Origin of the sequence: Neorhizobium phenanthreniclasticum (assembly GCF_040066075.1) — a bacterium.
In the GTDB taxonomy this organism is placed as follows: Bacteria; Pseudomonadota; Alphaproteobacteria; order Rhizobiales; family Rhizobiaceae; genus Neorhizobium; species Neorhizobium petrolearium.
On the sequence record NZ_JBEAAL010000032.1, the window covers coordinates 16,917 to 29,542 of the forward strand.

Here is a 12,626-nt window from a genome sequence, read left to right on the forward strand (position 1 = left end):
GTCGATTCGCGGTGGCGCGGCATCCCCATCTCTCCCCTCGTGGGAGAGAAAGCGATTTCAACATCTTAGCTGAAAGCTAAGTGTTAGAAATCGCAAGTGAGGGGATATTGCCAGCCAACTCTGCTCAATCCCCGAAATCCTCGGTCGCCGCCGCACTCGGTCGTCCGCCCGTGATGATCTCGCGCTTGCCGACGTGATTGGCTGGACCGACCAGACCCTCTTTCTCCATGCGTTCCACCAGCGACGCGGCACGATTGTAACCGATCGACAGGCGCCGCTGGATATAGGAGGTCGAGCACTTCCGATCCTTCATGACCACCTTGACGGCCTTGTCGTAAAGCTCGTCGGTGTCATCACCGCCCATGGCGCTCTTGTCGAAGACAGCTTCCTGCGAAACCTCCTCTTCCTCGGCCTCCTCTTCGTCCTCCGTGACCGTGCCGAGATAATCCGGCCGCCCCTGTGTCTTGAGGTGACGGACAACCGATTCCACTTCTGCATCGGAGACGAACGGCCCGTGGACGCGGGAAATCCGGCCGCCGCCCGCCATATGCAGCATGTCGCCCTGGCCGAGCAGATGTTCGGCCCCCTGCTCCCCGAGGATCGTGCGGCTATCGATCTTCGAAGTGACCTGGAAGGAAATACGGGTCGGGAAATTCGCCTTGATCGTGCCGGTGATGACGTCGACCGAGGGACGCTGGGTTGCCATGATGAGATGGATGCCGGCGGCACGTGCCATTTGCGCCAGCCGCTGGATCGCGCCTTCGATATCCTTGCCGGCGACCATCATCAGGTCGGCCATCTCGTCGACGATGACGACGATATAGGGCATCGGCGAAAGATCCATCTCCTGCTCCTCGTAGAGAAGCTCGCCAGTCGTGCGATCAAAGCCCGACTGGACGCTGACGGTGATCACCTCTCCCTTATCGCGGGCGCTTGCGGCACGCTGGTTGTAGCCGTCGATATTGCGAACGCCGAGGCGCGACATCTTGCGATAGCGATCCTCCATCTCGCGCACCGCCCATTTCAACGCCAGCACGGCCTTTTTCGGATCGGTCACGACCGGCGTCAAAAGGTGCGGAATGCCGTCATAGACCGAGAGTTCGAGCATCTTCGGGTCGATCATGATCAGCCGGCATTCCTCCGGACGCAGCCGGTAGAGAAGCGACAGGATCATGGTGTTGATGGCGACCGACTTGCCCGAACCGGTCGTGCCGGCGACGAGCAGATGCGGCATCTTCGCGAGTTCTGCAATCACCGGCTCGCCGCCGATCGTCTTGCCGAGGCAGAGAGCCAGCCGGTGCTTTGTCTCCCAATAGTCCTCACATTCGATCAGTTCGCGAAAATAGACCGTCTCGCGCGTTGCGTTCGGCAGTTCTATGCCGATGACGTTACGACCCGGCACCACGGCAACGCGGGCGGACAGGGCCGACATCGACCGGGCGATATCGTCCGACAGGCCGATGACGCGGGAAGATTTGACGCCCGGCGCGGGCTCGAATTCGTAGAGCGTGACGACCGGACCCGGCCGCACGTCGATGATCTCTCCGCGGACGCCGAAGTCTTCGAGAATGCTTTCGAGCAAACCGGCACTCTGTTGCAGGGTGTCGGGCTGCATCGCCTGGCCGCGCTCGCCCCGCGGCTCCTGCAAAAGCGAGATCGGCGGGAATTCGTATTCCGCCACCGCCGGACGGACCGTCTGCGGGCGTGCCTTTTCCGGATGCGGCACCGGCACGGAGACTGTCGCGGGAAGGGGACGCGGAGGCTCCACCGCAACCGGGGCTTCCGCCCCGATGGCCGGCCGAGGAGTTTGAGGAGTTGGCTGCACAGGCACCGCCGGCTCAGGCGTCCTGACTTGCTCCGGTCTCGGAGACGGCGCAACCATCACCGTCCTGATAGCTGTCTTCCGCGGCACTTCGCGGTAAAGCGCCGCGACCGAGCCGGTCAGCTCCGGAACGATACGGGACACGCCCGGCTCGGCTGGCGCAATTGCCGGCTCGGCTATGGTTGGTCCCTCAAGCTCAAAGGGCATGGCATCCCAGAAAGCATAGTCGGAGATCGCAATGTCGCGCCGGGTCGAGGTGACCACCGACATTTCCTGAACGGGTTCCGGCATGGCAACCTCAATGAAATTTTCGGGCATTGCGGCAGTTTCTAGCATTTCCGCCGCGTTCTGCCGCATCGTCGTCGCAAGCCGTTGCAGGCCGGCAATCTGTTCGATCGGCTCTGGTATCTCCTGCGCGGCATCCGCATCATTCGCCGCCGTTTCAAAGATTTCGGACGGGAAGGCCTCAAAATGCTCGGCCTGTTCTTCGTCCGTCAGCACCTTGGGCGGCTCGAACGGTTCCGGCTTGCGATTCGGAATCTTTTCCGGCGTCCGCGTGAAGCGCACGTTCGGCGCCAGACGGAAAGCCGCTTGCCAGGGCGCTTGCTCCACGACGGGCTGGTTGAATTCCGCCAGACTTTGCTGGCGGATGTTCTGCCGCGCTCCGTCGACTGCATCGTCTTCAGCGCTGGCCTGGTCGGAACTCTGAGGGAAATTATGACGAGAAAATTGCATGAGAACCGGACGAAATACGAGAGTGGCACATGCTTCCATGAAGTAAAAAATAAAGGTTAACCGGTTCTTTCCGTCCGGCCAAAGATGGAACAAATCCACAAATGTGATCGTGGGCTTGCCAAGGTTGCTGCACTGCGGCAACACTATAGGAATGTCAGCGCCCGATCTCACCATTCTGGTTATCGACGAAAATGCCATCCGCGCTTCCATCATCGAGGAAGGGCTGCGGGAGGCTGGGCATGGCAATGTCACGGTCATCCATGAGGTAAATGGGGTTGCCCGGATCGTCGAGACGCTGAGGCCGGACGTCATCGTCATCGACATTGAGAACCCGAACCGCGACATGATGGAGCACCTGTTCCAGCTCACCCGCACGGTGAGCCGGCCGATCGCCATGTTTGTCGACCGCTCCGACACGGCCTCGATCGAAGCCGCCGTCGAGGCCGGCGTCTCGGCTTATGTGGTTGATGGTTTGAAGAAGGAGCGCGTCAAGCCGATCCTCGACATGGCCGTGAGCCGCTTCAACGCCTTCAGCCGCCTGCAGCGCGAACTTGCGGATGCCAGATCGGCGCTGGAAGAGCGCAAGGTCATCGAGCGTGCCAAGGGGATTCTCATGAAGATGCGAGGCTTGTCGGAGGAGGATGCCTTTGCGCTGCTGCGCCAGACAGCCATGAACGAGAAGAAGAAAATGTCGGAGATCGCCCAGAGCGTGGTGACTGCGGCCGGGCTATTGATGTGATGGTTTCGAGTAGGAAAGTGTCCCGGAGACTGCCGGAGTGAATATGATGACGAAGATCAGCCAAACCGGAAGCAATCTCTCCGCACCCTCTCGTTCCAATGGCGAAGGTCCAAAAGTGCTGCGCGCCGGTTTCATTCCGTTGGTCGATGCCTCCGTGCTGATCGCGGCAGCCGAATTTGGTTTTGCCAAAAAGGAGGGATTGACGCTCGATCTGGTGAAGGACGTCTCCTGGGCCAACGTGCGGGACCGCCTCGCCTTCAGGCAGTTCGATATCGCCCATATGCTATCGCCCATGCCGGTCGCCTCCATGCTTGGTCTCGGCTCCAACCCCTCACCCACCATTGCACCGTTCTCCCTCGGCCGCGGCGGTAATGCCATCACGCTTTCGATCCGGCTGTTCGAGCGGATGTGCGAAGTCAGCGGGATTTCGGAGACGGCGGGCGCGCTGGAAAACGCCCAGGCGCTCGCAAAGGTGCTGCAGGTCATAAAGGAGCGCGGCGAACCGCTGCCGACGCTCGGCATGACCTACCCCTTCTCGTCCCACAACTACGAGTTCCGCTATTGGCTCGCCGCCGGCGGCATCGATCCCGACCGCGACGTGAAGCTCATCGTGGTACCGCCGCCGCTGACTTCCGACGCACTGGCAGCCGGCGCCATCGACGGCTTCTGCGTCGGCGCGCCGTGGAACATGGTGGCCTCCGGACGGGGCGTCGGCCGTATCGTCGCCGCCAAGCAGGACATCTGGCCGTCCGCACCGGAAAAGGTCATCGGTATGCGACCGGAATGGGCCGAAAGTCATCCGGAGACCGTCTCACGGCTCATTGTCGCGCTGGATGCCGCGGCGCGCTGGTGCGACGATGCCGAAAACCATGACGCTTTGGCCGAGGCGCTGGCCGATCCGCGCTTCATCGCGGCCCCTGTCGATATCATCCGCCATGTGCTTGCCGGCGAATTCAGTCTGGACGCCAAAGGCAACCGCCGGGTCATCGCCGACTATTTCACGTTCCATCGCGATTTCGCGAACTATCCGCGGCCGAACCATGCGCTGTGGATTTACAGCCAGATGATCCGTTGGGGCCAGACCACCTTCAGCGAGGCAGGCCTGAATTCGGCTAAACGCGCCTATCGTCCTGATCTCTATCGGAAAGCTCTAGGCATCGGCCCGGACGATTCCGATATCGGCCTCGAAGGCGACAGAGAGGGCGACCGCTTCATGGACGGGCACGTTTTCGACCCCTCGAACATGCCAGCCTATGTCGAAAAATTTGCCGTCCGCAGTGCTCTTGCAAGCCATTTCGACAGCCATGAAATCTAACAGGGATTGGCATCTGCACATCCCTGATGCTCTCATTTCAGCAATCGCACAAAAATATTGCACAGAAGCCACTCGCCGATAATTTAAGCGAGAAGTTTAACAGGATAAGATTCCAATTGTTTTCAGATATTTACTGAAAAACCCAGGAATTGGCACGCGGTTTGCTTCATAGTTTCTGCACCGGTCAATGGCGATCGGCGCGGATGAGCGCGCCATAAGCGTTTACACAGACATCGACGTCGCAAGGTTTTGCTATCCGGGACACCTCCCTTCCCGTGGACGCAAACTCCGAGCGGCGTTTTTTTGTGCTGAATTTCTGGTCATCGGCCACGTCCAAAACAACAAGGGGAATTGAAATGGCCTACGTCACGCCCGCCGATTTCGTCACCAAAATGATTGATGCCGGCGAATCCAAGATCTTCATGTCCACCCGGGACACGCTCATCCGCGCCTATATGGCGGGGGCGATCCTGGCACTGGCCGCCGCCTTCGCGGTCACCATCAATGTCCAGACCGGACAGCCGCTCGCCGGCGCCATCCTGTTCCCGGTTGGCTTCTGTTTGCTCTATCTGATGGGCTTCGACCTTCTGACGGGCGTCTTCACACTTGCGCCGCTCGCGCTCATAGACAAGCGCCCCGGGGTCACCCCCGGCGGCGTCTTGCGCAACTGGAGCCTCGTCTTCATCGGCAATTTCGCCGGCGCGCTGACGGTGGCGGTGATGATGGCCATCGTCTTCACCTTCGGCTTCACCACCGAACCGAATGCGGTCGGTCAGGCGATCGGCCATATCGGCGAAGGCCGGACGGTGGGCTACGCGGCCCACGGCGCCGGCGGCATGCTGACGCTCTTCATTCGCGGCGTCCTGTGCAACTGGATGGTCTCCACCGGCGTCGTTGCCGCCATGATGTCCACCTCGGTATCCGGCAAGGTGATCGGGATGTGGATGCCGATCATGCTGTTCTTTTATATGGGCTTCGAGCACTCCATCGTGAACATGTTCCTCTTCCCTTCGGGTCTGATGCTCGGCGGCAAGTTCTCGATCATGGACTACTTCATCTGGAACGAGATCCCCACCGTGGTCGGCAACCTGGTCGGCGGCCTCGCGTTCGTAGGCCTCTCTCTGTATGCGACGCATTCCCGCACGGCTGCAAAGCGGGCGTCGATGGCAAAGACCCCGGCTCTCGTCGCCGCTGAATAACGCCACCTTATGGGCTCTGCAGATCAGGCAGAGCCCATCCCCCAGGCTGCATCAGCAGAAATCTGATGGAGAAATGAGCACATGACCGAAAAACTCGTCATCATCGGCAATGGCATGGCCCCGGGGCGCATGCTGGAGCACCTCTTCGAACAGGCGCCCGGCCGCTTTGAGATCACGATCTTCAACGCCGAACCGCGCGTCAACTACGACCGCATCATGCTCTCACCGGTCCTTTCCGGCGAAAAGACCTATGAGCAGATCGTTATTCACGGCGACGGCTGGTACATCGATCATGGCATCACCCTCTACAAGGGTCACAAGATCGTCGCGATCGACCGTGAAAAGAAGACCGTAACGTCTGATCACGGCGTTACCGAAAGCTACGACAAGCTGGTGATCGCCACCGGTTCTGTACCGTTCATCATCCCGGTGCCGGGCAAGGACCTGCCAGGCGTCATCACCTATCGCGACCTCGATGACGTCAACGCCATGCTGCTCGCCGCCCAGTCGCGCGAGAAGGCAATCGTCATCGGCGGCGGCCTTCTAGGGCTCGAAGCCGCGGCCGGCCTTGCCCAGCGCGGCATGGATGTGACCGTATTGCATGTCATGCCGACGTTGATGGAACGTCAGCTCGACCCCGCCGCCGGCTATCTGCTGCAGAAGGCCGTCGAGGAGCGCGGCATCAAGGTCCTCTGCAAGGCCAACACCAAACAGATCATCGGCAACGGCAAGGTCGAAGGCGTTGAACTGGACGACGGCCGTGTCATCCCGGCAACTCTCGTCGTCATGGCCGTCGGCATCCGCCCGAATGTGACGCTCGCCAAGGAAGCCGGCCTTGCCGTCAACCGCGGCATTGTCGTCGACGCCGGCATGGGAACCTCGGATGGAGATATTCTGGCGCTTGGCGAATGCGCCGAGGTCGGAGGTCAGGTCTATGGCCTCGTCGCGCCGCTCTATGAAATGGCCCGCGTCGCAGCGGCTCATCTTGCGGGTGAGACGACGGCCGGCTTCGTCCATCAGGACACACCGACAAAGCTCAAGGTAACGGGCATCGACCTTTATTCGCTCGGTGACTTCGCCGATGGTGACGACCGGCAGGAAATCGTGCTTCGCGATGCGACCGCCGGCGTCTACAAGCGCCTCGTCATCAAGGACAACCGCATTATCGGTACCGTTCTCTATGGCGAGACATCCGACGGCGCCTGGTTCAACGATCTGAAGAAGAAGGCGACCGACATCTCCGAGATGCGCGACACGCTGATCTTCGGCCAGGCCTATCAGGGAGGATCCCCGCTGGACCCTATGGCGGCCGTTGCAGCCTTGCCGGATGATGCTGAAATCTGCGGCTGCAACGGCGTCTGCAAGGGCAAGATCACTGCGACGATCACTGCCAAGGGCCTGACCTCTCTGGACGACGTGCGCGCCCATACCAAGGCGTCGGCCTCCTGCGGCTCCTGCACCGGTCTCGTCGAACAGCTTATGGCACTCACTCTCGGCGACAAATACAATCCCGCAGCCGTGCAGCCCATGTGTCCCTGCACCGAGCTTGGCCATGACGATGTGCGCCGACTCATCAAGGCAAAGAAGCTGAAGACCATTCCGGCCGTCATGCAGGAACTGGAATGGAAGACGTCCTGCGGCTGCGCCAAGTGCCGTCCGGCACTCAACTACTACCTCGTCTGCGACTGGCCGGACGAATATGCCGACGACTACCAGTCGCGCTTCATCAACGAACGCGTCCACGCCAACATCCAGAAGGACGGCACCTATTCGGTCGTGCCGCGCATGTGGGGCGGCGTGACCAATTCGCAGGAATTGCGTGCGATCGCCGATGTGGTCGACAAATTCGCCATTCCGATGGTGAAGGTAACCGGCGGCCAGCGCATCGACCTGCTCGGCGTCGAGAAGGAAGACCTTCCCTCCGTCTGGGCCGATCTCGGCAAGGCCGGTTTCGTTTCCGGCCAGGCCTATGCCAAGGGGCTTCGCACCGTAAAGACCTGCGTCGGCTCCGACTGGTGCCGCTTCGGCACCCAGGATTCGACCGGACTGGGCATCCGCATCGAGAAGTTCATGTGGGGGTCCTGGACGCCGGCAAAGCTGAAGATGGCCGTTTCCGGCTGTCCCAGAAATTGCGCCGAGGCGACCTGCAAGGACATCGGCGTCATCTGCGTCGATTCCGGTTTCGAGATCCACTTCGCCGGCGCCGCCGGCCTCGACATCAAGGGCACGGAGGTGTTGGGCCTCGTCAGGACCGAGGACGAGGCGCTCGAGCATATCGTCGCGCTGACCCAGATGTATCGCGAGCAGGCCCGATATCTGGAGCGCATCTACAAGTGGGCCAAGCGCATCGGGCTCGACGAGATCCGCCGGCAGATCATGGAGGATCACGACAAGCGCAAGGCCTATTACGAACGTTTCGTGTTCTCCCAGAAGTTCGCGCAGGTCGATCCCTGGTCGGAACGTGTTTCCGGCAAGGACAAGCACGAGTTCAAGCCGATGGCGACCGTCGGTTATCCGCAGGCGGCCGAGTGATGGAGTTGGATATGAATTGGCACCCGATCGGCGATATTTCCGATATCCCGCTCAGAGGCGCGCGCTGTGTGAAGACGCCGCAGGGCAAGATCGCCGTCTTCCGCACCGCCGAGAACGAGGTCTTCGCAATCGAGGATCATTGCCCACATAAAGGCGGTCCTCTCAGCCAGGGCATCGTTCATCAGAAGGCGGTCACCTGCCCATTGCACAACTGGGTAATCTCGCTCGAAACCGGCAAGGCGCTCGGCGCCGACGATGGTGAAGTGCGGACCATCCCCGTCAGAAACGAAAACGGCAAACTCTTCATCAAACTCGAAAGCCTGATGATGGTGGCTGCGGAATGATGAACCTTCTGCAACAGCAGCGGAACGAAGCGTCTGCCCGCATGACGGCACTGGCGAAGCTTCCAGTCTTCTGGGCGCTCGAAGGCAAGCGGGCGATCGTCGCGGGAGGCTCCGATGCCGCCGCCTGGAAAGCCGAACTTCTGGCCGCCTGCGGTGCCGAGGTGCATGTCTACGCGGAAGAACTTTCAGGGACTTTCGAGAGGTTGGTGGAGCGAGATGCCGAGCATCCGCAGGGCCGATTTGTGCGGCACTTCGACGGATGGAACACTGAGGCGCTCGAGGGCGCCGCCCTGGCGGTCGCCGATTGCGACGAACAGGGTGAAGCCGAAGCCTTCTTCAATGCAGCCTGCACAGCCGGCGTGCCGGTCAACGTGATCGACAAGCCCACCTTCTGCCAATTCCAGTTCGGCTCGATCGTCAACCGCTCGCCGGTCGTCGTATCGATCTCGACGGATGGTGCCGCGCCGATCCTTGCTCAGGCGATCCGCCGGCGCATCGAAACGCTGCTGCCGGCCTCGCTCAAGAACTGGGCAGAGCTTGCGCAATCGCTGCGGGAGAGGGTCAATGAACGGTTGGCGCCTGGTCCGCAGCGCCGTGCATTTTGGGAACGCTTTGTCGATTGTGTCTTTGCAAGTTCGAATGCGCCGGAGGAGGGTGCCGGCGGGGTGCTTCTAAGCGATGCCGAAAGGCTCGCGGAAGCCCCCGCCACCGGCCGCGTCACGCTCGTCGGAGCCGGTCCTGGCGATGCCGAACTGCTGACGCTCAAGGCGGTGCGTGCACTACAGGCCGCCGACATCATCCTCTTCGACGATCTCGTCTCTGACGAAGTGCTGGAACTCGCCCGTCGTGAGGCGAAGCGCATGCTGGTCGGTAAACGCGGCGGTCGCGTGAGCTGCCGGCAGGAAGACATCAACGACATGATGGCGAAGTTCGCCAAGGCCGGCAAACGCGTGGTCCGCCTGAAGTCCGGCGACCCGATGATCTTCGGCCGGGCCGGCGAGGAGATTGCCTGCCTGGAACGCCAGGGCATTCCGGTCGATGTCGTGCCGGGCATCACCTCGGCGAGCGCCATGGCCTCGCGGCTCGGTGTTTCGCTTACCCATCGCGATCATGCACAAGGCGTCCGCTTCGTCACCGGCCATTCCCGCAAAGGTACGCTGCCCGACAATCTCGACTGGAACGGTCTCGCCGACCCGCGGACGACGACGATCTACTACATGGCCGGTCGCACCGCCGGCGAAATCGCCACGAAACTCGTTGAAGCCGGCATGACGCCTGCCATGCCGGCCGTGATCGTCAGTGCAGTATCCAGGCCAAACGAAAAGCGCTGGACCGGATCGCTTAGGGATATGACAGCGGCGATGACAGAGATCGGTGTCGACGAACCCGTGCTGATCGGCATCGGCGAGGTGTTCGGCAAGGCAATCCTCGTTGCCAACACCGATCCTTTGAGCGAACAACTTGCCGCCAGTGCCTGAGGGCGGAACGTCGATAAACAAAAAAGGGCGATGAAACCGCCCCTTCTCGGTTTATCGTGGCGCCGGCGCGGCCCCTTCCTTGTCCTTGTAGTAGGAAAGATAGCTGCTGCGCAGCCGCTCCGGTGCGCCTGGATCAGCGTATTTATGCAGTTCCGACATCTCCGTCTTGTTGAGGATGACGCCGACCGTCTTCGAGGCGATCTGCGGCTCGGATCGCAGCACGGACTGCACCGCTTTCGCGGGCGTCGCGCCCCATTCCGTCACGAAGACGAAGCCGTCGACATAGGGTTCGAAAGCCTTGGCATCGATCACCGGGATAAGCGGTGCGAGATCGACGACGATGACGTCGAACGTTTCCTTGATGCTTTCGAGGAACTGGCTCATGCCGGAGGACGCCAGGAGCTCGCTTGTATGGGCGAGATTGCGGCTCCGCATGGTCATCGGCAGGATCGTCAGCCGCGATCTGCGATCGACACGTGCAGCGCTCGTCCATGACGTCTTCTGGAGGATGACTTCCACAAGGCCGACCTCCGGCTCGCTGCCAAGCATGCGGCTGAGGCCGGGATTTCGCAGGTCGGCATCGATCACCAGCGTCCGCACGCCGGTCGAGGCGAGCAGGCCGGCGAAGTTTGCAGCAACCATGGATTTCCCCTCGCCGGGCAGGCAGGATACAACGCCGATCACCCGGCATTTCCGATCCTGCAGCATGATATCGCAGGCAAGCTTGGTATTGCGCAGCGTCTCGGCAAACTGCGAACGGGGCGCCTCCACGGCAATCCGCATCAGACGTCTGGATGAAATCGGGTTGCCGGCAGGTACACCAGCCGCCTCATTCTCCGTCGGTGGCGCAGGAGGGGCCGAAGACGTCGATTTGTCTTCCACCAGAGCATTGCTGACCCTCGGCAGATACCCGAGGAAACGTTGGCCCAGCTTGTCCTGCACGTCGTCGCCGGTGCGGAAGAACCGCTCGCGGAATTCAAGCAGCGTCGCCGCCGCACCGCCGATAAGCAGGCCGAGCACGATCGAAAGCGCCATCGTCAGCGTCTTGCGAGGGCTGGACGGCGCCGTCGGAATACCGGCATCTGAGATCACCCGCGCCTTGGCAATCGGGAAGGATTGCCGCTGGGTGGCTTCTTCGAAACGGCCTAGATAGGATTCGTAAAGTGACTTCAGCGCCGCCGCTTTCTGCTCCAGTTCATGCAACTGGACCATTGAGACATTGGCCTCCGAATTCCGCCCGGCGACGCGGTCGATGCTATCGCGCAGCGACTTTTCCCGGGAGCTTGCCACTTCGAACTCATTGCGGAAGCTTCCCATCAACTGCTGCAATTCGCGATAGATCTGTTGCGCGACATCGTTCTTTTCCGCTTTCAGCGCGACAGCCTGCGGGTGATCTGCCCCGAACTGCTGGATGACCCCCTGCTCTCGGTCGTTGATCGCGATATAACGCTTCCGCAAGTCCTGAATGACCGTATTGTCCGTATCGCGTGCTGAAACGACCGCGTTCTGGACAGCCGCATCCGGCCCCTTGTCGGTGATCGCCTTGTATTGTTCGTAGCGGGCCGAAGCGGCTGCGGCATCTGCCTGGGCCACGATCAACTGGCTGTTCAGATCGGAAAGCTGTTGCGTCGAAAGCAGTTCTCCGCGTGGCGAGACGAGATTGTGCTCGATTTTATATTGCTCGACGGCAAGCGCCGCCTGCTGCGAACGGCTGTTAAGATCGTTGAGCCGTTCCTGCAGCCACAGCGAGGCTCGTTCAGACGCATCGAAGTTGGCATTGAGCTGATCGGTCAGATAGGAATCGGCATAGGTTCTTGCGATCGATGCCGAAAGCTGCCGATCAGGGGACCTGACGGAAACCGCAATCACCGAGCTGCGTCCGACGCGTTCGACGGTCAGGGACTGCTGCAGGACAGCGGCGGCCTTCTCACGCCGGCCCATGCGGGCAAGCTCTTCCGAAAGCGGCGGATCGCCGGGGGTGACCAGGGCGACGATGCTGCGAACCGCTCCCTTGGCAAGAGCGACCGGCGATTGCGGCGGATTGACCAGTATTTCGTTCTGGTCGAACTTGCCCTTGTCGACGACCCGTAACGCCAATGCCTTGGATTTCAGGATCTCCACCGCACTCGACATGCGGTTGTCGATCTGCTGGGCGGTCTGGCTGTCTCGCTCGTCCTCGGCATAACGCGAGAGATTTTCGTCAATCAGGATTTGCGTCATCGCCGTGTAAGTCGGCTGCGCGGTGAGGAGGTAAAGCCCCGCAAGCGTGACGGTGGCGATGAGGCACACGACGATCACGCCCAGGCGGCGAAACGCCGCCGCCCAGAGCTTGTCGAGATCAATGAACGTGTCGCTGTCGCGCGTCTCGCCGGGAAATATCGTTCGTGGTCGAAAGTTTACCTGATCCATGGAGCTCGCTTTCCGGAGCGTTGGTGTGACGGGCGGCAGCCGCGCTGCCGTCC

At 61.1% G+C, this 12,626-nt stretch carries 8 protein-coding genes; 6 read left to right on the plus strand and 2 right to left on the minus strand.

Going from position 1 to position 12,626, the window contains the following annotated elements:
- Positions 1 to 124: 124 nt before the first annotated feature.
- A complete protein-coding gene (locus tag ABK249_RS28695) occupies positions 125 to 2,557 on the minus strand; it encodes a DNA translocase FtsK (protein ID WP_227703956.1) in 2,433 nt (810 codons plus the stop codon).
- A 151-nt stretch (positions 2,558 to 2,708) separates the two neighbouring features.
- Here ABK249_RS28695 and ABK249_RS28700 point away from each other — a divergent pair, with 151 nt between their 5' ends.
- The 6 genes from ABK249_RS28700 (at position 2,709) to cysG (ending at position 10,164) form a co-directional block, all read left to right on the plus strand.
- Positions 2,709 to 3,296, plus strand: coding sequence for an ANTAR domain-containing response regulator (locus ABK249_RS28700; RefSeq protein ID WP_037152751.1), 588 nt, complete (start codon positions 2,709 to 2,711; stop codon positions 3,294 to 3,296).
- Positions 3,297 to 3,333: 37 nt separating this feature from the next.
- Positions 3,334 to 4,611 carry a CmpA/NrtA family ABC transporter substrate-binding protein gene (locus ABK249_RS28705; RefSeq protein WP_200883968.1) on the plus strand — a complete coding sequence of 426 codons (1,278 nt, stop codon included), beginning with the start codon at positions 3,334 to 3,336 and terminating at the stop codon, positions 4,609 to 4,611.
- 356 nt (positions 4,612 to 4,967) lie between these two features.
- Entirely contained in the window at positions 4,968 to 5,810 is an 843-nt protein-coding gene (locus ABK249_RS28710; RefSeq protein ID WP_210049965.1) for a formate/nitrite transporter family protein, read from the plus strand.
- 81 nt (positions 5,811 to 5,891) lie between these two features.
- On the plus strand, positions 5,892 to 8,342 hold the full coding sequence (gene nirB / locus ABK249_RS28715) for a nitrite reductase large subunit NirB (protein WP_227703957.1): 2,451 nt from the start codon (positions 5,892 to 5,894) through the stop codon (positions 8,340 to 8,342).
- Between the two features lie 11 nt (positions 8,343 to 8,353).
- On the plus strand, positions 8,354 to 8,686 hold the full coding sequence (gene nirD / locus ABK249_RS28720; protein ID WP_227703958.1) for a nitrite reductase small subunit NirD: 333 nt from the start codon (positions 8,354 to 8,356) through the stop codon (positions 8,684 to 8,686).
- The gene (gene cysG, locus ABK249_RS28725) at positions 8,686 to 10,164 is read left to right on the plus strand and encodes a siroheme synthase CysG (protein ID WP_227705209.1); all 1,479 of its coding nucleotides are present in this window, start codon (positions 8,686 to 8,688) and stop codon (positions 10,162 to 10,164) included. The genes nirD and cysG overlap by 1 nt, the downstream gene beginning before the upstream one ends.
- A 51-nt stretch (positions 10,165 to 10,215) precedes the next feature.
- Here the strand turns inward: cysG and ABK249_RS28730 are convergent, their stop codons facing one another.
- Positions 10,216 to 12,573, minus strand: a complete 2,358-nt coding sequence (locus ABK249_RS28730) for a polysaccharide biosynthesis tyrosine autokinase (protein WP_227703959.1) — start codon at positions 12,571 to 12,573, stop codon at positions 10,216 to 10,218.
- Positions 12,574 to 12,626 lie beyond the last annotated feature (53 nt).